Origin of the sequence: Rhodococcus sp. T7 (genome assembly GCF_009872365.1) — a bacterium.
Lineage (GTDB): Bacteria > Actinomycetota > Actinomycetes > Mycobacteriales > Mycobacteriaceae > Rhodococcus_F.
Map to the genome: position 1 here is coordinate 52,584 of NZ_WXYH01000088.1, position 22,741 is coordinate 75,324.

Genomic DNA, 22,741 nt, shown 5'->3' on the forward strand with positions numbered 1-22,741 from the left:
CTACGGTGCACACCTCCCTGCCGTCTGACCGCCCGGCATGTTGAGGAGCAGATCCGATCCGTCCGGGCCGGAGAACTTGAACTTGACCGTGCAGACGTACATCTGGAAGAAGCTGCCGTACGTGCCGATGCGGATGAGCCTGCGGTACGCGTCGGGCAGATTCTGCAGCACCCAGTCGAGATCGTCCTCGCCCGCCTGGAGTTGCGTGGCGGTGCGGTTGGCCTCGGCGATCGTGCTCTGCAGCGGCGGCCGCGCACCCTCGAGCAGGCCCGCGAGATCGCCGGTCGCCCCGGCGATGCGGGGAATGGCGTCACCGATCTGGTCGCGGTCCTGGGAGAGCCCGCTCACCAGCTGTTGCAACTGGTCCAGCGTCGACCGGAACTGGTCGCCGCGGTCGTTGATGGTGCCGAGCACCTGGTTGAGGTTCGTGATCACCTCGCCGATCAGCTGGTCCCGGTCGGCGAGGGTGTTCGTGAACGAACTCGTGCTGCCGAGGAGCGAGACGAGCGTGCCGCCCTGCCCCTGGAACACCTGGACCAGCGCCTGCGACAGATCGTTGACCTGCTGCGGGTCCAGTGCCCGGAGCAGCGGCTTGAACCCGCCCAGCAGGAGATCGAGATCGAGTGCGGGAGAGGTGTTCTCGACGGGGATCGAGCCGCCGTCCGGGAGCGGTTCGACCGATCCGGCGCCCTCGAGGAGCTCCATGTACCGGTCGCCGACGAGGTTTTCGTACCGCACCGTGGCCTTGGTCCCGTCGAACAGGGAGTACTTGGTGTCGACGGTGAAGTCGACGTCGGCGAGGTTGTCGTCGTCGATGCCCACCTTCTCGACGGCGCCGACGGGAACGCCGGCGATGCGGACCTTGTCGCCGGGCTTGAGCCCGGACACGTCGGTGAACGTGGCGTGGTAGCCGTCGGAGCTGCTGAAACGGTACTGGCTGAACACCAGGGCGAGCCCGGCGAAGATCACCGACATCACCGTCGCGAAGATCAGCAGTTTGACCGTGGTCGCTCGCACAGTCACTGCCCACCCTGCTGGGGGTATACGCCCGCGAACAACAGCTGGAACACCTTCGGCAGATGCACCTGGACTTCCGTCGACGGGACGAACGGCACCGTGCCGGTGTCGGCCACGACGAAGTTCGCGTGCTTGCTGAGATCGGGGTTGGGAAGACCGTGGCAGTTCGGCCCACCTGTCGCGTTCACTTTCGGCAGGTCCTTCGGATAGGTGTACGGCTCCTGCCCGTACATGAAGCTGGCGCTCAGCGCGATTCCCGGCTGATTGCCGCCGATGAGCTGTTCGGCGAGGGGGATCACGTTGTTGAGGCCGACGATGAAGCAGGAAATCTCGGGCGAGTACTCGGCCAGCAGATCCGTCGTCGGCAGCAGCAGGCTCAGCGCGGAGTCCAGGTTCTGCTCGTTCTCGGTCAGGACGGTGTTCGCCGTGTCGGCGAGCCCGGTGACGTTGAGCAGCACGGCGTCCAGGTTGTCCTGTTCGTCGACGACGGTGCCGCTGGTGGCCGTCGCGTTGTCGAGCACCCGCAGCAGGTCGGGTGCGGTGTCGGCATACACGTCGGTGACCTGCGCCGCCTTCGCCAGATCTTCCTGCAGCTGAGGCAGGCTCGGGTTCATCTTCGCCAGGTAGCTGTCGCCCTGCTCGAGCAGCGCGCCGAGTTCGTCACCCCGCCCGTGCAGCGCCGAGGAGATGGCACCGAGGGTGGCGTTGAGCTTCTCCGGCTGCACCTTCGCCAACACGTCGGACAGGTGCTGGAAGACCGTGTTGAACTCGACGGTGACGTTGTCGGACGCGATGACCGCCCCCGACTGGAGATGGGTGGACGACGGGTTCTCCGGCATCACGAAGTTGACGTACTTGGCGCCGAACACGGTGGTGGACTTGATCTCCACCGTCGCGTTCGACGGGATCAGCGACATCATGTCGGGGTACATGTCCAGTTTCAGCTCGGCGCCGTCCGTCACGTGTTCGATGGAGCCGACGCGGCCGACCTGGACACCGAGGAGCTTGACCTTGGCGTCGGGTTCCATCACCAGCCCGGAGCGATCCGACGTCACGGTGACGGGCGTGGACTCGTCGAACGTGCCGTTGAACATGGCCAGTGACACACCGATGATCGCGAGAAGACTCACCACGAGAACGAGTGCCGCGAGCTTCTTCTTCCCACCCGAATCAGTCATCTACCGGCACTCCTATCCCGAAAGGTTGAAGTTGCCGGACCCGCCGTAGATGGCGAGCGAGATGAGCAGGGTGACGGTGACGACGGCGATCAGCGAGGAGCGCACCGCGTTGCCGACGGCCACACCGACACCGACCGGGCCGCCCGAGGCGTTGAAGCCGTAGTAGGTATGGATGAGCATGATCGCGATGGCCATGACGATGGCCTGGGCGAACGACCACAGGATGTCCGTGGGTATCAGGAACGTCGAGAAGTAGTGGTCGTAGACGCCGGACGACTGGTCGTACAGCACGACGGTCGCGAACCGGCTCGCCATGAAGGACGCGATCACCGCCAGGGCGTACAGCGGGATGATCGCGATCATGCCCGCCATCACGCGGGTGCTGACCAGGTAGGGGATCGAGGGGATCGCCATCGTCTCGAGCGCGTCGATCTCCTCCGACACGCGCATCGCACCGAGTTGAGCGGTGGAGCCGGCGCCGATGGTGGCCGCCAGCCCGATACCCGCGATGACCGGCGCCGCGATGCGCACGTTGATGAACGCCGCGAAGAAGCCGGTGAGTGCCTCGACGCCGATGTTGCCGAGCGAGCTGTACCCCTGCACCGCGATGGTGCCGCCGGTGAACAGCGTCAGGAAGCCGACGATGACGACCGTTCCGCCGATCACCGCGAGCGCACCGGTGCCCATGCTGATCTCGGCGATCAGCCGCAGCGTCTCCTTCGGGTAGTGCATCAGGGCGCGGGGCGCCGAGCCGATGGCCCGCGCGAAGAACAGCGCCTGCTCACCGAGCCGGTCGATCGAACGGGACGCCGACGCGAAGCGTCTGCGAGTTCGGGGAAAGCGCCCGGCCGCCGCTAGTGCCATCTACTCCACCACCAAGTCGATCACCCTGCCGTCAGTTTGATGCCGACGGCGGTGACGAGAACGTTGACCACGAACAGGGCCATGAACGAGAACACGACGGTCTGGTTGACGGCGTCACCGACGCTCTTCGCGCCACCCTTGACGTTCAGGCCGAGGTAGGCGGCGACGAGGCCGGCGATCATGCCGAACAGACCGGCTTTGACTTCCGAGATCACGAGCTCCCCGAAACCGGTGAGCAGTGTGATGCCGTTGACGAACGCACCCGGGTTGACGTCCTGGATGTAGACCGAGAAGACGAAACCGCCGAGGATGCCGATGGTGCAGACCAGCCCGTTGAGCAGGAGCGCCACGATGGTCGAGGCCAGCACACGCGGCACGACCAGGCGGTGGATGGGATTGATGCCCAGCACCCGCATCGCGTCGATCTCTTCGCGGATGGTGCGGGCGGAGAGGTCTGCGCAGATGGCGGTGGCACCCGCACCCGCGACGATCAGCACGGTGACGATGGGGCCGACCTGGGTGACGGTGCCGAGAGCGGCGCCCGCGCCACTGAGGTCTGCGGCGCCGATCTCGCGCAGGAGGATGTTGATCGTGAAGCTCACCAGCACCGTGAACGGGATGGCCACCAGCACGGTGGGCACCATCGAGACCCGGGCGACGAACCACGCCTGGTCGACGAACTCACGACGCTGGAAGGGCCTCGAAAAGACTGCCCTCAACGTTTCGCCCGACATCGTGAAGAACCCGCCGACCGCACGCAACGGCACCTCGAGGAGGTCTACCATCCGTCCTCCTCGTCCATGATCTCGCCCAGCACCGACTGTCAGTTCGAGCCCAGCCCCCCATCGGTCTGTGACTCAGGTCATATTAACTAGAACGTGTTCACCTGTCAAAGGTGGTCGCTCATCAGCAAGAATCGTCCCACATTCAGCACACTCCGAGGGTCGGATTCGACCGAAAATCCGGGCGTGCCGCCCCGCGATCGGACCCGGCAGTTCGTGCCGGCCGAAAGGCGGGAGCAGTGGCGCTAAGATGTTATAGCACAAGAACTTTGAGTGAAGATCATCACGTACGGATGGGCGTGGGAATTGCCTTCGAGCCCCGAATCCGGCGGTCGCATTCGCCCACTGGGCGGCGGCTCGCCGAAGTCGCGCGGGCAAGGGTGATCGAACCGGTCGACGACGGAAAACTAGAACACGATCTAGTCAAATCCGGCACGCGTTCCACAACCTCTCCACCGTCACCCGGCCCCGCTCCGCAGCTGTTCAGTTACGTTCAGTTACGTTCAGTATCGCCCATCGCGACGCATTACCTGCGGAAACGATACGCAAACACGCTTCGTGTCGATTCTTCGCCCCGCTGGACGCGCATCAGCCCAGTTCGCGTAGCGCCGCGGAGGCCGAGAACATCGCGGCCGGATCCCGGTCCTCGAAGTACGTCCCGAGTTCCGCGGCGAGTGCATCGGGAGTCCAGCGGCCGTCCGCGGCGTCGAAGCGCCGCTCCACGACCGGTGCCGCCATCAGCGCCACCATCGGTCCGTAGACGACGAAGACCTGACCGTTCACGGAGTCGGCGGCGGGCGATGCGAGGTAGGCGACCAGCGCGGCCACGTGCTCGGGCGACAACGGATCGACCCCCTCGGCGGGCGCCTCCCCGAAGACGTTCTCCGTCATCGACGTGCGGGCCCGAGGGCAGATCGCGTTGGCCCGGACGCCGTACCGGGAGAGGCCCCGGGCGGCGGACAGCGTGAGCGCGGTGATGCCCGCCTTGGCGGCGCCGTAGTTCGCCTGCCCCTCGGGGCCGAGCAGTCCCGCCTCGGACGAGGTGTTGACGATGCGCCCGTACACGGGCGCGCCCGCCTCCTTCGACCTGCCCCGCCAGTACGACGCGGCGGAGCGGCACAACAGGAAGTGGCCGCGCAGATGAACTTTCAGCACCACGTCCCAGTCCTCGTCGGACATGTTGAACAGCATGCGATCCCGCGTGATGCCCGCATTGTTCACCAGGATGTCGAGGCTGCCGAGCCGGCTCTGCGCCGCCTCCATGATCGCGTCGGCGGTGGCCCGTTCCCCGATGTCCCCTGCCACGAACTCGACCTTGGCGCCCAGGCCCCGGATCTCTTCGAGGGTTGCCTCGACGGCCTCGTTCGCGGCCAGGTCGTTGACGACGACGGACGCACCCGCGTGGGCCAGTGCGATCGCCTCGAACTTCCCGAGGCCGGATCCGGCACCGGTCACGACGGCGACCTTGCCGTCCAAGGTCACTTCGCGGTCAGCCGCAGCATTCATGAACACGCTCTCCTGGTTCTGTGCGCTCGCCGCAGGTCGTGAACCACGGCGCGGCGGTAGGTCGACGTCACTGTAGAACGTGTTCTCATTGCGGGCAACAATCCTCAGGGATGCTCCGTGAGCGCGGCCCTCGGACACTGGGCGATCGCCGTACGCACGTCTTCCTCCCGGTCAGCGGGAGGAACGGCACTCGTGATGTGCAGCTGATCGTCGTCGTCGAGCTCGAAGATGTCGGGTGCGATCCCCACGCACACACCATTGGCCTCGCAACGGTCGAAATCGACTCTGACCTCCATGGCAACCCTCACTTCTTCTCGTTTCGTCACTCGCGGATCCGGGTGCGGCCGGGCTGTGGCGCACGCCGTTCCTGCGATAACACTAGAACCTGTTCCAGTCGTGTGCAATGATTCGTTCCACGACTGCGGGCACGCCTGACGGGCACGCTCCGGGGCCGGCCCGAGCCGACTCCGCCGATGCACCGCAGAGACTGGAACCTGTGCCAGATTTCAGCTGATTTCGCTCTCGGACCGGAGAGGTATTTCGATGCACATCACGTACACACCGCAGCAGCAACAGCTGCGGGAAGAGCTGCGCGCGTACTTTGCGAAGCTGATGACGCCGGAACGTCGAGAGGCACTGGCCGCGACCACCGGCGAATACGGCGAGGGCAACGTCTACCGCGACGTCGTCGCCCAGATGGGCAGGGACGGCTGGCTGACACTCGGGTGGCCCAAGGAGTACGGCGGCCAGGAACGATCCGCCATGGAACAGCTGATCTTCACCGACGAGGCGGCCATCGCGGGCGCCCCCGTCCCCTTCCTCACCATCAACTCGGTGGCGCCGACGATCATGCATTTCGGCACCCCCGAGCAGAAATCGTTCTTCCTTCCCAGGATCTCGGCCGGCGAACTGCACTTCTCCATCGGCTACTCCGAGCCCGAAGCGGGCACCGACCTCGCCAGCCTCCGCACCACCGCCGTCAAGGACGGCGACGACTACGTCATCAACGGCCAGAAGATGTGGACGAGTCTGATCGCGTACGCCGACTACGTGTGGCTGGCGTGCCGCACCGACCCCGACGCGAAGAAGCACAAGGGCATCAGCATGCTGATCGTCCCGACCACTGCCGAAGGCTTCTCGTACACCCCCGTCCACACGATGGCGGGACCGGACACCAGCGCCACCTACTACCAGGACGTCCGGGTGCCCTCGTCCGCGCTCGTCGGCCCCGAGCACGGCGGCTGGGCGCTGATCACCAACCAGCTCAACCACGAACGCGTCGCCCTGACGTCCGCCGGGCCGGTCCTCACCGCCCAGCGAGAGGTGCGCGAATGGGCGCAGAACACCAAGCTGCCGGACGGCCGCCGCGTCATCGACCAGGAATGGGTGCAGATCAATCTCGCCCGCGTCCACGCGAAGGCCGAGTATCTCAAGTTGATGAACTGGGAGATCGCCTCCTCCACCGGGGCGAGCGAAGCGACGGGGGATGATTCAGCGCACGCTCCCGGCCCGGAGGCGGCGTCGGCGAACAAGGTGTACGGCACGGAGTTCGCCACCGAGGCGTACCGGTTGCTGATGGAGATCCTCGGACCGTCGGCGACGCTGCGGCAGAACTCCCCCGGCGTCCTCCTGCGCGGGCGGCTCGAGCGGATGCACCGGTCGTCGCTGATCCTCACGTTCGGCGGCGGAACCAACGAGGTGCAGCGCGACATCATCGCCATGACCGCCCTCGGCCTGCCCCCCGCGAAGCGTTAGGACTACCACCATGGACTTCACTCCCACCGAGGCCCAGCAGGATCTTGCCGGGCTCACCCGAGGAATCGTCTCGGATCTCGTCACCAACGACCGGCTGCGCGAACTCGACGCGGCGGAGGACCGTCTCGATCGCCGGCTGTGGTCCGCGCTCGCGTCGTCGGGGGTCCTCAGTGCCGCGCTGCCGGAATCGGTGGGCGGCGACGGTTTCGGCGTCCTCGAGCAGTGCAGCATCCTCGTCGAACTGGGCCGTGCCGTGGCGGCGGTCCCGTACCTGTCGTCGATCGTGATGGCGGCCGGGGCGCTCGCGCAGTATGGAAACGAACAGCAGCGCTCCGACTGGGGCACTCCGGCAGCGAGAGGCGAGAAGATCCTCACGGTGGCGCTCGACGAGGAACTGGGCGACCACCCGGCTACGCCCACGACCCGTGCCGAACCCGGCGCGGACGGCTGGACCCTCGACGGCACCAAGATCGTGGTCGACGCGGCACCGTCCGCCGATCTCTTCCTGGTCCCGGCAACCACCCCGGACGGGGTCGCGGTCTTCCTCGTCCGCCCGGACGACGCCGGGGTGACCGTCACCCGCCAGCAGACCGTCGACCTGGCCAGCGTCGGTGAGGTGACCCTCCGCGGAGTGTCGCTGACCGGGGACCGCATTCTCGGCAGCGTCGAGCAGGGCCGCGAGATCGTCGACTGGATCGTCGAGCGCGGCACGCTCGGCGCGTGCGCGTACCAGTACGGCGTCCTCGACGAATCCCTGAAACTCACCGCGGCCTACGCCCGGGAGCGGGTGCAGTTCGGCAGGCCCATCGGCAGCTTCCAGGCCGTGGCCCAGCGACTCGCCGACGGCTACATCGACGTGAAGGGCGTCCGGCTCACACTGTGGCAGGCGGCGTGGCGGCTCAGCGAGGGACTGCCCAGCGAAGGCGACGTCCAGACCGCCAACTTCTGGGCGTCCGACGCCGGACACCGGGTGTCGCACACCCTCGTCCACGTCCACGGCGGCGTCGGACTCGACGAAGACCACCCCGTGCACCGCTACTTCCTCGCCGCCAAGGCGCTCGAGTTCCGGCTCGGTTCGGCCACACAGCAGTTGCGGGTCCTCGGCGCCGAACTGGCCACCGTCCCGGCATGACCGTCACGCTCGCCCGCACAGTGTCGGACCTGCTGCTCGGTGTTGCGGATTCCGGCGCGCAGGGCCTGTACTTCGAGGACCGGTTCGTGTCGTGGTCCGAACATGTGCGGGCGAGCCTGCGGCGCGCCGCGATTCTCGACGACCTCCTCGACGCGCAACGGCCCCGGCACTTCGGGGTTCTGATGGACAACGTCCCCGAGTTCTCCCTCCTCGCCGGGGCGGCGGCGCTGTCCGGCGCCGTGCTCGTGGGGCTCAACACCACTCGGCGCGGCGAGGCGCTGGTCCGCGACATCGCGTTGGCCGACTGCCAGGTGGTCTTCACCGAATCCGGCCGGTCCGCCCTGCTGGACGGTGTCGACGCCGGTGTTCCCGTCGTCGACGTGGATTCACCGGCATGGTCCGATCTGCTCGCCGGGGAGCGCCCCGACTGCACGCCGAGGGCCGCCGCGCCCGAAGACCTGTTCATGCTCATCTTCACATCGGGCACGAGCGGCGACCCGAAGGCGGTGCGGTGCACGCACGCGAAGATCACCGGACCCGGCGTCATGCTCGCCGAGCGGTTCGCGCTGTCCCCGGACGACGTCGTGTACATGTCGATGCCCATGTTCCATTCGAATGCCATGATGGCGGCGTGGTCCGTGGCGCTCGCGGGACACAGCTCGATTGCGTTGCGGCGCAAGTTCTCCGCGTCGAACTTCCTGTCCGACGTGCGGAGGTTCGGCGTCACGTACGCCAATTACGTCGGCAAGCCGCTGTCGTATGTGCTGGCAACCCCCGAAATGCCCGACGACGCCGACAACACCCTGCGGGTGATGTACGGCAACGAGGGGTCCGCGCCCGCGGTCACGGCGTTCGCGCGTCGGTTCGGCACCGCGGTGATCGACGGGTTCGGCTCCACCGAGGGCGGCATCGCCATCTCCTCGGCACCCGGGACGCCGGCGGGTTCTCTGGGCAGGCTCCCCGACGGTGTCGCGGTTCTCGATCCCGACACCGGTTGTCCTTGCCCGCCTGCCGAATTCGATACGGCCGGCCGGGTCGTCAACGCCGAGGCCGCGACGGGTGAACTCGTCAATGTCGCGGGGCCGGGGGCGTTCGCGGGCTACTACAAGAACCCCGAGGCCGACGCCGAGCGGATCCGCGACGGACAGTACTGGAGCGGCGACCTCGCCTACCGGGACGCCGACGGATTCGTCTACTTCGCGGGCCGCAGTTCCGGGTGGCTGCGCGTCGACGGTGAGAACCTCGGTGCGGCGCCCATCGAACGCATCCTCCTGCGATACGACGGCTTCACCCAGGTGACGGTGTACGGGGTGCCCGACGTCGACGTCGGGGACCGGGTGATGACGGCCGTCGTGCCGACCCGGGATTTCGATCCCGTGGCGTTCGCGGACTTCCTCGACGCACAATCCGATCTGGGTCCGAAGCAGCGCCCGACTCTGATCCGGGTGTGCGCGGAGTTCCCGCGGACGGCCACGTTCAAGGTGCTCACCCGCGTGCTGAGTGCCGAGGCCACGCAGTGCGCCGATCCGGTGTGGGTCCTCACCGGAGACCGCTACTCCCAGGTGAGTGGCACGGTGTGCTGACGCACACCGTGCCACTCACCTACCGGAAGCTGTCGAGGCGGGAGACCGCCGAGTCGAAGCCCTTGACCAGTTCGTCCATCACCTCGGCCACCGGCCGGATCTCGTTCATCCGCCCGACGATCTGCCCGACCGGCATCGCCACGACATCCGGGTTCTCGGATGCGGCGATCCGCTGATGAGCCTCGCTGACCAGCAGGTTCTGCAGCGGCATCGGCAGCGGCGCGGGCGCGTCCGGCTTCGACCAGGCGTCGGTCCACTTGGTCTTGAGCAGGCGCGCGGGTTTGCCCGAGTAGATCCGGGACCGCACCGTGTCCGCCGACGTCGCCCCGAGGAGAGCGCGCTGGATCGCGGACGGGCCCTCCGCCGACGCGCTGCCGAGTTTGTACTCGGACGTGGTGAGCCAGTACGACCCCATCCACACCCCCGACGCCCCCAGCGACAGCGCCGCGGCCACCTGCCGTCCGCTGCCGATACCACCGGCCGCGAGGACGGCGGCGGAATCACCGATGGCATCGACGATCTCGGGAACCAGCACCATCGACGCGATCTCACCGGTGTGCCCACCCGCCTCGTACCCCTGCGCGATGACGATGTCGACACCGTTCGCGACGTGCCTGCGAGCGTGCTCCACGGCGCCGGCCAGCGCGGCCACCGGAACACCCTTCTCGTGGGCCTGGTCGATGACGTCCTTCGGGGGTGAACCGAGGGCGTTGGCGATCAACGCAATTCGATGATTCAGAGCAACGTCCACGTGCGACCGCGCCACCGAGTGCAGCCAGCCGAGCACGCCGGTCGCGTGTTCGGCACCCGAATCCAGCGGCGGCACCCCCAGTTCGGACAGCGTCCGGTCGACGAACGCGCGGTGTTCCGCCGGGATAAGCGACTCCAGGTCCACCGACGTGCCCTCGGTGGGCACCTTCGCGGGCATCACGATGTCGACACCGTACGGCTTGCCGTCGGTGTTCTCGTCCATCCACGCCAGGACGGACTCGAGTTCCTCGGGATCGTTGAACCGGACGCAGCCGAGCACTCCCAGACCGCCGGCCCGGGAGATCGCCGCCGCCACGTGTTCGGACGGAGTGAACCCGAAGACCGGGTACTCGATGCCGAACTTCTCGCTCAAACTCGTATGCATTTACGCGCCTTTACTTTCGGGCGAACCGTTGCCGTTGTGGTCGTCGGCCGGCCGGGTCTCGGTCTGTTCCTTCGCCCAGCGGTAGTCGGGTTTGCCCGCCGGCGAGCGCTTGATCTCCTCGACGAACCAGAGACTGCGCGGAACCTTGTATCCCGCGATCTCCTTGCGTGCCGCGTCGGCGATCTCGTGCAGACTTGGGCGCGTCGCACCGCGGGTCTGGATGACGGCGGCCACCCGCTGGCCGAAGCGTTCGTCGGGGATGCCGACCACCAGGGCGTCGAAGACGTCGGGATGCGATTTGAGTGCGCCCTCGACCTCCTCCGGGAAGATTTTCTCGCCGCCACTGTTGATGGACACCGAACCGCGGCCCAGCATCGTCACCGTGCCGTCCGCCTCCACCTGCGCGAAGTCGCCCGGGATGGAGTAGCGGATGCCGTTGATCTCCTTGAACGTGGCCTTGGTCTTCTCTTCGTCCTTGTAGTAGCCGATCGGGATGTGCCCCTTGCGCGCCAGGATGCCGACGACGCCGGAGCCGGGCTCCACCGGGTTGCCGTCCTCGCCGAGCACGGAGGTGGACGCGTCGATCTTCACCGTCGGGCCGCCACCGTGCGAGTCGCCCTTCGCGACCACGCTGAGGCCGCCGAACCCGGTCTCGGACGAGCCGATGGAGTCGGTGATCATCCGGTTGGGCAGCAGTTCGAGGTACTTCTCCTTGATGCTGGGCGAGAACAGCGCCGCCGAACTCGCCATCAGGAACAGCGAAGACAGGTCGTACGGTTCGCCGCTCGCCTCGTTGCCCTCCACCAGCGCGTCGAGCATCGGGCGCGCCATCGCGTCTCCGGTGATGAAGATCAGGTTGACCTTGTGCTCATCGACGATCCGCCACACGTCGTGGCCGTCGAATTCGGGGTGCATGACGCACTTTCCGCCGCCGAACAGACTCTGGAACACCGCCCACTGGCTGCCGCCGTGGATCATTGGCGGGATCGGAAAACGCGTCATGCCGGGGCTTTCGGCGCCCAGCTTCGCGAGATCCCACTCGTCCTCGACGTATTCACCGGTCATGAAGTTGATGCCGCCGCCGAGCACCCGCCAGACGTCCTCGTGACGCCACATGACGCCCTTCGGCTTTCCGGTGGTGCCACCGGTGTAGAGCATGTACAGGTCGTCGTTGCTGCGCTCGCCGAAGTCGCGGTCCGGGGAACCCTGCGCCAGCGCGGCCTCGTATTCGACACCCTCGTAGTCGAGATCGGTGCCGTCCTCGACCACGACGGTGGTCTTCAGGAGCGGCGTCTCGGGGAGCACGTTCGACACCTTGTCGGAGTACCGGCGTTCGTGCACGAGCGCGACCATGTCCGAATTGTCGAAGATGTATTGCAACTCGTTCTCGATGTACCGGTAGTTGACGTTCACCATCACCGCACGGATCTTGAATACCGCCACCATGGCCTCGATGGCCTCGATGCGGTTCCGGCAGTAGATGCCCACCTTGTCACCGGGCCGGACACCCTGTTCACGCAGGTAGTGGCCGAGGCGATTGGCCCTCTCCTCCATCTGCGCGTACGTCACTTCCCGGTCGTCGGACACCAACGCGACACGGTCCGGAACGAGGTCGATTGCGTGCTCTACGAGGTCTGCGATATTAAGGGCCACGTCAACAAAGTAGAACGTGTTACCGTTTCTGGCAAGACCCAATTTGAGAGCCAGCTCACACACCCTTCGGGAGACTTCAGTGTCCTCTACAACGACCGAGAAATCCGACATTTCGGCACAGTCGCCGCACTGCCTCGTCGAGAAACGCGGGCACGTCCTGATCGTCACGATGAACCGCCCCGAGGCGAAGAACGCGCTGTCCGGCAAAATGATGGCAATCATGCGGGACGCGTGGGACCAGGTCGACTCCGACCCGGACATTCGGGTCGCCATCCTCACCGGCGCCGGCGGCGCCTTCTGCGCAGGCGCCGACCTCAAGGCCATGACGTCGCAGCACCCCGGCGACTCCTTTTCGGGGGGCGGCTGGGACCTGTCGAAGATCGAGGCGCTGCTCAAGGGTCGGCGCCTCACCAAACCCCTCATCGCCGCGGTCGAGGGTCCCGCCATCGCCGGCGGCACCGAGATCCTGCAGGGCACCGACATCCGAGTCGCCGGAGCGAGCGCCAAATTCGGTGTCTCCGAAGCGAAATGGGGACTGTTCCCCCTCGGCGGCTCCGCCGTCCGCCTCGTCCGGCAGATCCCGTACACCGTCGCCGCCGACATCCTGCTCACCGGACGTCACATCAAGGCCCCCGAGGCCAAGGAGATCGGGCTCATCGGGCACGTCGTCCCCGACGGCCAAGCCCTCGACAAGGCCCTCGAACTCGCCGACCTCATCTCCGCCAACGGCCCCCTCGCCGTCCAGGCCATCCTGAAGACCATCCGCGACACCGAAGGCATGCACGAGGAAGAGGCCTTCCAGATCGACGCCGCCCTCGGCACCGAGGTCTTCAAGAGCGCCGACGCGAAGGAAGGCCCCCGCGCCTTCTCCGAAAAGCGGGCGCCGAAGTTCGAGGGCCGCTGACCTCGACCCCTTCCCGCCGGGCGAATGTACCTTTCAGCGCATCTGAGGCGCCGAGAGGTACATTCGCCCAGCGTGTGAGGGTTATCCACAGCCTCTAGTTATCCACAGGCCACACCAAAACGCCTGGTGACCGGGACTGCCGCCGACGGCGGGTGGGCCATGATCGACTCCATGCGACGCGGAGAGTGGGGGCATCGCCTCGAAGACCTGTACGGAGTGAGCCGGTCCGGAATCATCCGCACCGCCGAGTTGAGGCGATGGGGTGTGTCGAATTCGGCGATCGACGCTCGATGCCGTCCGGGCGGACCGTGGCAACGCCTCCTCCCGGGCGTCGTGATGCTCGGCAATGGCCACCCCACTGCGCGTCAGCGTGCAGTGGCGGCGATCGTGCTCAGCGGTGAGAACGCACTCCTCACCGGTCGTGCCGCGCTGCACGAGTACGGCTACGGAACGTCGTACTCCGGTGAGGCCCACGTCCTGATCGCCACGCACCGGCGCGTGCAGTCCACGGGATTCGTTCTCGTCGAACGTACGACGAGGTTGCCGGTACCGGTGACGCGCAACGGACTTCCCTGCGCACCGCTTCCGCGCGCGTTGCTCGACGCGGCGCGACGGTGCCGCACCCTCGACAGCGCTCGATCCCTCATCGCCGAGGTGGTCCAGCGGGGCGAGGTGAGCGTCGCCGAGCTGATCGCGGAGTTGGACTCGGGCAGCGGCCGCGGCGCAGCACTCCCCCGCGTCGTACTGCGCGAGGTGAGCGCCGACGTCCACTCGGTGTCCGAGGCCGAGGCCCGCAGACTGTGGCTGCGTAGCGGATTACCTCCAATGGTCTTCAACCGCAGGATCGTCGACGCCGCCGGGCAGTTCATCGCCATGCCGGACGGGTGGATCGACGAGGTCGCGTTCGCGTGGGACATCGACTCTCTCGACTGGCATCTGGCACCCAAGGCGTACAAATCGACCGTCGAGCGCCGCACCCGGATGCAGAACCACGGCATCATCGTCCTTCCGACGCTGCCGAGCGCCGTCCGCGACGACCCCGACCGCGTGATCACCGACCTCCGGTCGCACTACGAACTGGCGTCGTCCCGCCCCCGGCCGGCGGTCCGGATGCTCGACGCGCGCAGGTGAATGTACCTTTCAGCGCCTCAGGTGCGCCGAAAGGTACATTCGCCCGGCGCGCGCGGGAGGTCAGGGGGCGGGGGCAGAGGGACGGAGTCAGCCGAGGACCGCGGCGGACAGTTCGCGGACGTGGTCGGCGTTGCGGCAGGAGACGAGGAGCATGGTGACGCCGGCGTCGGCCCAGCGTTTGACGTCGGCGCGGACTTCGTCGACGTTGCCGATGATCATGGTTTCGGTGACCATTTCGTCGGGGACGACGGCGGCGGCTTCGTCCTTGCGGCCTGCGCGGAAGAGGCGCCCGATTTCTTCGACCTGCTCGCCGTAGCCCATGCGGGTGTACACCTGGGCGTGGAAGTTGAGTTCGGGGGCGCCCATGCCGCCGACGTACAGGGCGGTGATCGGTTTGAGGCCGGCGATGGCGGCGTCGCGGTCGTCGGTGACGATGACTTGGCAGGTGGCCGCGACTTCGAAGTCTTCGCGGCTGCGCCGGGCGCCGGGGCGGGCGAAGCCTTCGTCGAGCCATTCGTTGTACATGGGGGCGAGGCGGGGTGAGTAGTAGATGGCGAGCCAGCCGTCGGAGATCTCGGCGGTGAGCGCGACGTTCTTGGGGCCTTCGGCGCCGAGCCAGATCGGGATGTCGGGGCGGAGCGGGTGGGTGATGGGCTTGAGTGGTTTCCCCAGGCCGGTGCTGCCGGGACCGGTGTAGGGCAGGGGGAAGTGCGGGCCGTCGCTGGTGACGGGTTCCTGCCGCGACAGCACTTTGCGCACGATGGAGACGTATTCGCGGGTGCGGGCGAGCGGTTTGGTGAACGGCTGCCCGTACCAGCCTTCGACGACCTGCGGTCCGGAGACGCCGAGTCCGAGGATCGCGCGGCCGCCGCTGAGGTGGTCGAGGGTGAGGGCGTGCATGGCGGTGCTGGTGGGTGTGCGTGCCGAGATCTGGACGACGGACGTGCCGAGCCGGACACGTTCGGTGCTCGACCCCCACCAGGCGAGGGGGGTGAAGGCGTCGGATCCCCACGATTCGGCGGCGAAGACGGCGTCGAATCCTTCGGCTTCGGCGGCGGCGATCAACTCCGGGGCGTTCGCCGGCGGCTGCGCGCCCCAGTATCCCAGTTGCAACCCGAGCTTCATCGTGTGCCTCCGCATCGACCGTCGTCAGAAGTGACCCTTGCCACAAACACTAGAACCTGTTCTACTCGAAGTTGTGAGCATGGGAAAGAGCGCGGTGGCCGAAAAATTCTCGAACGAACCGTTGAGCGCCCCGCTGAAACTTCAATTCGACTACACCCGATCGTTGGGCCCGACCGTCGGAGCCTTCGTGACCGCGCTGCGCGACCGTAAGGTCATCGGCGCCCGCGGCTCGGACGGACGCGTCTACGTCCCGCCGCCCGAATTCGACCCGAACACCGCCGAACCCCTCACCGACTTCGTCGGGGTCTCCGACGCCGGGACCGTGGTGAGCTGGACGTGGATGCCGGAACCGATTGCCGGACAGCCACTCACCACCCCGTTCGCGTGGGCGCTGATCAAGCTGGACGGCGCCGACACGTCGCTGGTGCATGCCGTGGACGTCGGCTCCCCCGCCGGGATGAGCACGGGCATGCGGGTGCGGGCGCGGTGGGCGCAGGATCGCGTCGGGCGGATCCAGGACATCGTGTGCTTCGAACCTGGGGAGTCGACCGGCGAATCCGGACCGGACTCGGAGTCGGAACCGGTCACGATGGTCACGATGCCGATCGATCTCGACTACCTGCACTCCGCGTCCGCCGAGGAGAGCTTCTACCTCCGAGGATTGAAGGAGGGCAAGCTGATCGGTGGGCGCTCCGGGCCGGGCGGCAAGGTGTACATCCCGCCGCGCAGCGCCAACCCCACCGACGGCGTGCCGACGAAGGAGCAGGTGGAACTGCCGGACCGGGGCATCGTCACGACGTTCTGCATCGTGAACGTTCCCTTCCTCGGGCAGCGGATCACGCCGCCGTACGTCGCCGCCTACGTGCTACTCGACGGCGCGGACATCGCGTTCCTTCACCTGATCCTCGACTGCGACGCCGCCGACGTGCGGATGGGCATGCGTGTGGAGGCCAAGTGGAAGCCACGCGAGGAGTGGGACTACACGCTCGAGAACATCGAGTACTTCCGGCCGACGGGCGAGCCCGACGCCGAGTACGACACCTACAAACACCACCTGTAAGGGCGCGGCACAATGACAGATATCGCAGTCGTCGGGTTCGCGCACGCTCCGCACGTGCGTGAGACCTCCGGCACCACCAACGGCGTCGAGATGCTGGTTCCCTGCTTCCAGCAGCTCTACGAGGAGCTGGGAATCACGAAGTCCGACATCGGCTTCTGGTGCTCGGGCTCCTCGGACTACCTGGCCGGTCGTTCGTTCTCGTTCATCTCGGCCGTCGACTCGATCGGTGCGGTTCCCCCGATCAACGAGTCGCATGTCGAGATGGACGCGGCCTGGGCGTTCTACGAGGCCTGGATCAAGATCATGACCGGCGAGGTCGACACCGCCCTGGTCTACGGCTTCGGCAAGTCGTCGGCGGGCAATCTCCGCAAGATCCTTTCGATGCAACTCGACCCCTACCTGGTCGCGCCGCTGGCCCTCGACTCGGTGTCGCTCGCCGGACTGCAGGCGCGTCTCGGACTCGACGCCGGGAAGTGGACGTCCGAGGAGATGGCGGCGGTGGCCGCGCGCAGCCGGGCCGCGGCCGAGAGCAACCCGAACACCCAGTTGTCGGGGCACGTCGACATCAACGAACTGCTCGCGAGCCCGTTCGTCGCGGATCCGTTGCGCGCCCACGACTGCGCACCGATCACGGACGGCGCCGCCGCAGTCGTGCTCGCGGCCGGCGACCGCGCGCGTGAACTGTGCGAGCGGCCGGCCTGGATCACCGGGGTCGACCATCGGATCGACTCGCCCGGGTTCGGCGCCCGCGACCTGACGGTCTCGCCGTCGACGACGGCCGCCGCCCGCGCCGCCACCGGCGGGGACGTCGGCGGTCTCGACGTGGCCGAACTGCACGGTCCGTTCACCCATCAGGAACTGATCCTCCGCGAGGCCATCGGACTGTCCGATGCGACGACGATCAACCCGTCGGGTGGCCCGCTGAGCGGGAACCCGATGTTCTCCGCGGGTCTGGAACGCATAGGTTACGCAGCCAAGGCCATCATGGACGGCAACGCCGGGCGCACGCTGGCGCATGCCACGAGTGGTGCTGTGCTGCAACAGAATCTGGTCGCAGTCTTGGAGGGACGCAACTGATGGCGAAGCAATTGGCCGCCGTACTGGGCACCGGTCAGACCCATTACGTGGCGAAACGGCACGACGTGTCCATGGCCGGGTTGGTGCGCGAGGCGATCGACCGCGCGATGGACGACGCGCGGGTGGGCTGGGACGATATCGACGCCGTCGTGGTCGGCAAGGCACCGGACCTGTTCGAGGGGTCGATGATGCCGGAGCTCGCGATGTCGGACGCGCTGGGCGCCAACGGAAAACCGCTCCTGCGTGTGCACACGGCGGGCTCGGTCGGCGGTTCGACCGCGTGCGTGGCGGCGAGCCTCGTGACGTCGGGGGTGCACAAACGGGTGCTGACGGTGGCGTGGGAGAAGCAGTCCGAGTCGAACGCCATGTGGGCGCTGTCCACCCCGATTCCGTTCCACATGCCGGTCGGCGCAGGCGCGGGCGGGTACTTCGCCCCGCACGTCCGCTCGTACATCCGGCGGTCCGGCGCACCCGATCACATCGGCGCGATGGTGGCGGTGAAGGACCGGCTGAACGGCAGCCTCAACCCGTACGCCCACCTCAAGCAACCCGACATCACCCTCGAATCGGTGCAGTCCTCGCGGATGCTGTGGGATCCCATCCGCTACGACGAGACCTGTCCGTCCTCGGACGGCGCCTGCGCGCTGGTGATCGGAAACGAGGAGGCCGCCGAGCAGGTCGTCGCGGACGGTCGTGAGGTGGCGTGGATTCACGCGACCGCGATGCGCACCGAGCCCACCACGTTCGCCGGACGCGACCAGGTGAATCCCCAGGCCGGCCGGGACGCGTCGGCCGCGCTGTGGAAGGCCGCGGGCATCAAGGATCCGCTCGACGAGATCGACGTGGCCGAAATCTACGTCCCCTTCTCCTGGTTCGAACCGATGTGGCTCGAGAATCTGGGCTTCGTCGCCGAGGGTGAGGGCTGGAAGCTCACCGAGGCCGGCGAGACGGCCATCGGCGGCCGGCTCCCGCTCAACGCGTCCGGCGGCGTCCTGTCGTCCAACCCCATCGGCGCCTCCGGGATGATCCGGTTCGCCGAGGCGGCGATGCAGGTGATGCACCGCGCCGGCGACCACCAGGTGAAGGACGCACGCAAGGCACTCGGCCACGCCTACGGCGGCGGTTCGCAGTACTTCTCGATGTGGGTGGTCGGTTCCGACCGGCCGAACAACTAGTAGTAGGGACGTCACCAGTGAAATTCACCGTCGGCATCGCCATGAATCCCCTCGATCAGTTGCCGGCTCTCGCGAAAACAGCCGAGGAGTGCGGGTTCTCGTCCATCGCACTCCCCGACTCGCTGTTCTTCATGGAGAAGCAGAGCGCGGACTACCCGTACACACCGGACGGCTCCCGGATGTGGACCGAGGAGACGCCGTGGGTGGATCCGCTGATCGCGGCGGCCGCCATGGGCGCGGTGACGTCGAAGATCGAGTTCTACACCCAGGTCCTCAAGCTGGGGTCCCGCAATCCGGTGCTCCTGGCCCGCCAGGTGGGATCGGTGGCGAACCTGATCGGCAACCGGTTCGGTTTCGGAGTCGGGATCGGCTGGGCACCGGAGGAATTCGAATGGTGCGGGGTGCCGTACGCGAAGCGCGGCGCGCGCGTCGACGAGATGATCGACGTCATCAAGCTGATCCTCGGCGGCGGGATGGTGGAGTATCACGGCCAGTTCTACGACTTCGACCGCCTGCAGATGAGCCCGGCCCCGACGAAGCCGGTGCCGTTCTACGTCGGCGGGCACACCGACGTGGCCCTGCGCCGCGCGGCCCGGGTCGGCGACGGCTGGACGTCGGCGATGATCAAGTTCGACGATCTCGTCCAGGTCATCGCGCGACTGCGGGAACTGCGGGAAGAGTACGGCCGCGCCGATCTGCCGTACGAGATCCAGACCGTCTGCATCGACCGTTTCGGCAAGGACGGGTACGCCGAACTGGCCGACGCCGGAGTGACCGACACGATCGTCGTCCCGTGGGTGTTCGACGGCATCGGCTTCGACGGACCCCTGGACGCCAAGCAGGAGTCGCTGCGCAAATTCGCCGACCAGTACATCGGATAGGAGTGTGGACATGACGACAACCGACCATCCTGCCCGCCTCGCCGGAGCGGCGTCCCGCGCGGCTGCCAGCGGCAGACGCAAGGACGAGTGGCTGGCCCTGTTCGCCGAGGACGCGTGCGTCGAAGATCCCGTCGGCCCTTCGGGTTTCGACCCCGAAGGGAAGGGTCATCACGGCCTCGACGCGATCTCCCGGTTCTACGACATGACGATCGCGACCACCGAATCGTTGGAGTTCCTCATCACCGATTCGCTGGTGTGCGGCAACGAGAACGTGAACATCGGGACCATCCGGTCCACGGTGGCGGGATCGCAGATCGACGCCGAGGGCGTGTTCGTCTACCGCGTGAACGACGAAGGCAAGATCACGTCGCTGCGGGCCTTCTGGGAGGTCGAGCGGGCGATGAAGACACTGCGCAAGGTCTGAGGGTGCGGGTCACCCCGCGGCCTCGTCGAGGTGCCGGACGAACAGGACGGCGTCGAGTTCGGCGAGGCACGCGGGCAGATGGCCGTTGTGGGCGAAGACGAACGTGGGGCCGCGATCGGCCTCCCTCCGCACCAGCGCGGACAGGTTGTCCGCCATGAGGGTGTCGCGGATCCCCAGGAGCCTCGTGATGCGGCGCGGGGAGTTCTCCGCCATCCCGGCGTGATAGCTGAGCAGGCGGGTGGCGACGCGGCCGTGCAATTCGGCCTCCCACCATGCGTCGCGCGTCCCCGCCGCGACGAGGCGAGGCGCCTCCGACGCCAGCAGCGTCATCAGGTCGTCGGCGATCAGACGCAACTGTCCGGCCTCGGCGGTGGCACCGACGGATCGGGTCGGGTCCATGGCGACGGCCGGGTCGCTCCAGCGGTCGTCGTCGCCGATCAGCGCGGAGATCCGGTCCGGAGTGCAGGGCAGATCCCGCTCGCCGAGGTGGGTCCGCAGGTAGGTGTCGAGGAAGATCAGGGCCTGCCGGGGACTGTCGGCCGACGTCATCTCGATGGGGCCGTCGAAACCGGAGAACCGCACCTGCTCGTCGGGGTCGCGTCGACTGTTGCACTCGGCCATCCATCGGACCAGGTCGTGGTTGGCCGAGGACTCGCCGAAGCCGTGGCTGAAACCCTGCGCCATGACCTCGTCGAGCGGCAGACCGCTCGCGCCCCGCACGAAGAAGTCGACGAGTATCCCCTTCAGGCAACTACTTTCGATCGCAATGGATCGGTACCCCTCGCGTTCGACGAGGTACCGGAACATCTGATTGCGGAGCAGCAGAAAGCCCTCCTCCCCGTGCATGGGCTCCCCGAATCCGAGCAGGCGGGGCGCGGTGTCCAGACCGCGAAGGAACGCGCCGAGGGCGGCGGTGACGCTCGGATCACCCGGGGCCGAGAAAACCGCACCCGCGTCGCGGACGGTGGACTGCACGGTCATGGCGGCTTGCACTTCCTGGACACACGCCGGCGAAAGGGAACAGCGGCGTCGGAGAGGATGAGGGTACCCTCCGACGCCGCTGAATCAGTGGGGTCGGTGTCTGACCGGGCAACCGCCTGACGCAGTCTTGTAATCGACCTGAAACTCCTTGATACCGTTGAGCCAGCCCGAGCGCAACCGCCGCGGATCTCCCAGCTTACTGATATCCGGCAGGTGATCCGCAATCGCATTGAAGATCAAGTCGATCTCGAGGCGCGCGAGGTTGGCTCCGAGGCAGAAGTGCGCCCCCGTGCCGCCGAAGCCGACGTGCGGGTTGTGCTCCCGCAAGATGTCGAACTTTTCCGGATTCTCGAACGCGTCCTCGTCGAAATTCGCCGAGCCGTACAGCATTACGACTCGCTGCCCCTTCTTGATGTGCACGCCGCCGAGCTCGGTGTCTTCCAGTGCGGTTCGCTGGAACGAGTTGACCGGGGTCGCCCACCGGACGATCTCGTCCGCCGCCGTCTTGGGACGCTCCTTCTTGTAGAGCTCCCACTGATCGGGATGATCCAGGAACGCCATCATGCCGTGCGTGATGGCATTGCGGGTGGTCTCGTTGCCGGCAACCGCCAGCAGGATCACGAAGAAGCCGAATTCCTCGGGAGAGAGCTCATTTCCATCGATGTCCGCCTCGATCAGCGTCGTGACGATGTCTTCGGCGGGGCACTTCTTGCGCTCGTCCGCCATTTGGTACGCATAGCCGAGGATCTCCATCGACGCGGCGTTCGGGTCGATGTCCAGTTCGGGGTCGTCGTAGCCCGTCATCTGGTTCGACCAGTCGAATACCTTCTGTCGATCCTCCTGCGGCACGCCGAGCAGTTCGGCGATCGCCTGCAGCGGAAGCTCACATGCCACCTGGGTGACGAAGTCGCCGGCGCCCGATTCGGCGGCGGCCTTCACGATCCGCTCGGCGCGTTCGGTGAGTTCTTCGCGCAGGCTGTTGATCGCGCGCGGCGTGAAGCCGCGGGAGACGAGTTTGCGGAGTTTCGTGTGCTCGGGAGCGTCCTTGTTGATGAGAATGAAACGCTGCATCTCGATGTTCTCGCGCGGAATGTCGTCGGCGAAGCGCACGATCGCGGTGTTCTCGTGGGTGGAGAAGACGTCGCTGCGCCGCGACACCTCCTTGACGTCCTCGAGCTTGCTGACGACCCAGTAGCCGTCGTCGTGGAAGCCACCGATCTCCGGCGGCTGCGGGTTCCACCAGATCGGCGCAGTCTTCCGCAGTTCGGCGAACTCCTGGTAGGGGATGCGTTCTGCGTAGATGTCCGGGTCGGTGAAGTCGAAACCCTCTGGAAGATTGGGCTGCGCCACTGCTGTCTCCTGCCCTAAGCCATACACC

The 22,741-nt window shown here is 66.9% G+C and carries 21 protein-coding genes; 10 read left to right on the forward strand and 11 right to left on the reverse strand.

Translation table 11 applies throughout. The annotated features are described in order from the left end of the window. From MLGJGCBP_RS11130 to MLGJGCBP_RS11155, 6 genes are all read right to left on the reverse strand, one after another. Entirely contained in the window at positions 1–1,023 is a 1,023-nt protein-coding gene (locus tag MLGJGCBP_RS11130; protein WP_160095552.1) for an MCE family protein, read from the reverse strand. After that, positions 1,020–2,195, reverse strand: coding sequence for an MCE family protein (locus MLGJGCBP_RS11135; protein ID WP_087561126.1), 1,176 nt, complete (start codon positions 2,193–2,195; stop codon positions 1,020–1,022). Before MLGJGCBP_RS11135 ends, MLGJGCBP_RS11130 begins: the two co-directional genes overlap by 4 nt. Before the next feature lie 12 nt (positions 2,196–2,207). Continuing rightward, complete coding sequence (locus MLGJGCBP_RS11140) at positions 2,208–3,059, reverse strand: MlaE family ABC transporter permease (RefSeq protein ID WP_087561127.1); 852 nt, start codon at positions 3,057–3,059, stop codon at positions 2,208–2,210. 20 nt (positions 3,060–3,079) lie between these two features. After that, positions 3,080–3,844 carry an MlaE family ABC transporter permease gene (locus MLGJGCBP_RS11145; RefSeq protein WP_087561128.1) on the reverse strand — a complete coding sequence of 255 codons (765 nt, stop codon included), beginning with the start codon at positions 3,842–3,844 and terminating at the stop codon, positions 3,080–3,082. 585 nt (positions 3,845–4,429) lie between these two features. Next, positions 4,430–5,347, reverse strand: coding sequence for a 3-oxoacyl-ACP reductase (locus MLGJGCBP_RS11150; protein ID WP_160095554.1), 918 nt, complete (start codon positions 5,345–5,347; stop codon positions 4,430–4,432). Positions 5,348–5,451: 104 nt separating this feature from the next. Further along, positions 5,452–5,643: a ferredoxin gene (locus tag MLGJGCBP_RS11155; RefSeq protein ID WP_072947890.1), complete on the reverse strand. Its 192-nt coding sequence runs from the start codon at positions 5,641–5,643 to the stop codon at positions 5,452–5,454. Positions 5,644–5,890: 247 nt separating this feature from the next. Between MLGJGCBP_RS11155 and MLGJGCBP_RS11160 the strand changes: the two genes are divergently transcribed. Genes MLGJGCBP_RS11160 through MLGJGCBP_RS11170 form a run of 3 tightly spaced genes read left to right on the forward strand, consistent with a single transcriptional unit; the run spans position 5,891 to position 9,817 of the window. Next, a complete protein-coding gene (locus MLGJGCBP_RS11160) occupies positions 5,891–7,102 on the forward strand; it encodes an acyl-CoA dehydrogenase family protein (RefSeq protein WP_087561130.1) in 1,212 nt (403 codons plus the stop codon). A 10-nt stretch (positions 7,103–7,112) separates the two neighbouring features. Next, on the forward strand, positions 7,113–8,234 hold the full coding sequence (locus MLGJGCBP_RS11165; RefSeq protein ID WP_160095556.1) for an acyl-CoA dehydrogenase family protein: 1,122 nt from the start codon (positions 7,113–7,115) through the stop codon (positions 8,232–8,234). Further along, positions 8,231–9,817, forward strand: a complete 1,587-nt coding sequence (locus MLGJGCBP_RS11170; protein WP_160095558.1) for a long-chain-fatty-acid--CoA ligase — start codon at positions 8,231–8,233, stop codon at positions 9,815–9,817. The genes MLGJGCBP_RS11165 and MLGJGCBP_RS11170 overlap by 4 nt, the downstream gene beginning before the upstream one ends. A 19-nt stretch (positions 9,818–9,836) precedes the next feature. Here MLGJGCBP_RS11170 and MLGJGCBP_RS11175 read toward each other — a convergent pair whose 3' ends face one another. Both MLGJGCBP_RS11175 and MLGJGCBP_RS11180 read right to left on the reverse strand, forming a co-directional pair. Continuing rightward, positions 9,837–10,952 carry an NAD(P)H-dependent flavin oxidoreductase gene (locus MLGJGCBP_RS11175; protein ID WP_160095560.1) on the reverse strand — a complete coding sequence of 372 codons (1,116 nt, stop codon included), beginning with the start codon at positions 10,950–10,952 and terminating at the stop codon, positions 9,837–9,839. Next, the gene (locus MLGJGCBP_RS11180; protein ID WP_160095562.1) at positions 10,953–12,605 is read right to left on the reverse strand and encodes an acyl-CoA synthetase; all 1,653 of its coding nucleotides are present in this window, start codon (positions 12,603–12,605) and stop codon (positions 10,953–10,955) included. A gap of 79 nt (positions 12,606–12,684) precedes the next feature. On the opposite strand from MLGJGCBP_RS11180, the gene MLGJGCBP_RS11185 reads away from it, so the two are divergent. Together MLGJGCBP_RS11185 and MLGJGCBP_RS11190 are read left to right on the forward strand one after the other, a co-directional pair. After that, the gene (locus tag MLGJGCBP_RS11185) at positions 12,685–13,509 is read left to right on the forward strand and encodes a crotonase/enoyl-CoA hydratase family protein (RefSeq protein ID WP_160095564.1); all 825 of its coding nucleotides are present in this window, start codon (positions 12,685–12,687) and stop codon (positions 13,507–13,509) included. A 171-nt stretch (positions 13,510–13,680) separates the two neighbouring features. Further along, a complete protein-coding gene (locus MLGJGCBP_RS11190) occupies positions 13,681–14,640 on the forward strand; it encodes a hypothetical protein (protein WP_160095644.1) in 960 nt (319 codons plus the stop codon). Between the two features lie 87 nt (positions 14,641–14,727). On the opposite strand, the gene MLGJGCBP_RS11195 is transcribed toward MLGJGCBP_RS11190, so the two are convergent. Next, complete coding sequence (locus MLGJGCBP_RS11195) at positions 14,728–15,765, reverse strand: LLM class F420-dependent oxidoreductase (RefSeq protein WP_160095566.1); 1,038 nt, start codon at positions 15,763–15,765, stop codon at positions 14,728–14,730. 79 nt (positions 15,766–15,844) lie between these two features. On the opposite strand from MLGJGCBP_RS11195, the gene MLGJGCBP_RS11200 reads away from it, so the two are divergent. Genes MLGJGCBP_RS11200 through MLGJGCBP_RS11220 form a run of 5 tightly spaced genes read left to right on the forward strand, consistent with a single transcriptional unit; the run spans position 15,845 to position 20,382 of the window. After that, positions 15,845–16,825: a Zn-ribbon domain-containing OB-fold protein gene (locus tag MLGJGCBP_RS11200; protein WP_160095568.1), complete on the forward strand. Its 981-nt coding sequence runs from the start codon at positions 15,845–15,847 to the stop codon at positions 16,823–16,825. Positions 16,826–16,837: 12 nt separating this feature from the next. Beyond that, positions 16,838–17,902 (forward strand): thiolase domain-containing protein, encoded by a 1,065-nt coding sequence (locus tag MLGJGCBP_RS11205; protein WP_160095570.1) that lies wholly within the window; start codon positions 16,838–16,840, stop codon positions 17,900–17,902. Then, positions 17,902–19,077: a thiolase domain-containing protein gene (locus MLGJGCBP_RS11210; protein ID WP_160095572.1), complete on the forward strand. Its 1,176-nt coding sequence runs from the start codon at positions 17,902–17,904 to the stop codon at positions 19,075–19,077. Before MLGJGCBP_RS11205 ends, MLGJGCBP_RS11210 begins: the two co-directional genes overlap by 1 nt. Positions 19,078–19,094: 17 nt before the next feature. Continuing rightward, the gene (locus tag MLGJGCBP_RS11215) at positions 19,095–19,958 is read left to right on the forward strand and encodes a TIGR03619 family F420-dependent LLM class oxidoreductase (RefSeq protein WP_160095574.1); all 864 of its coding nucleotides are present in this window, start codon (positions 19,095–19,097) and stop codon (positions 19,956–19,958) included. Between the two features lie 10 nt (positions 19,959–19,968). Next, the gene (locus tag MLGJGCBP_RS11220) at positions 19,969–20,382 is read left to right on the forward strand and encodes a nuclear transport factor 2 family protein (protein WP_160095576.1); all 414 of its coding nucleotides are present in this window, start codon (positions 19,969–19,971) and stop codon (positions 20,380–20,382) included. Between the two features lie 9 nt (positions 20,383–20,391). Here the strand turns inward: MLGJGCBP_RS11220 and MLGJGCBP_RS11225 are convergent, their stop codons facing one another. Then, complete coding sequence (locus MLGJGCBP_RS11225) at positions 20,392–21,363, reverse strand: erythromycin esterase family protein (protein WP_236581031.1); 972 nt, start codon at positions 21,361–21,363, stop codon at positions 20,392–20,394. An 84-nt stretch (positions 21,364–21,447) separates the two neighbouring features. Next, positions 21,448–22,713: a cytochrome P450 gene (locus tag MLGJGCBP_RS11230; RefSeq protein WP_160095578.1), complete on the reverse strand. Its 1,266-nt coding sequence runs from the start codon at positions 22,711–22,713 to the stop codon at positions 21,448–21,450. Positions 22,714–22,741 lie beyond the last annotated feature (28 nt).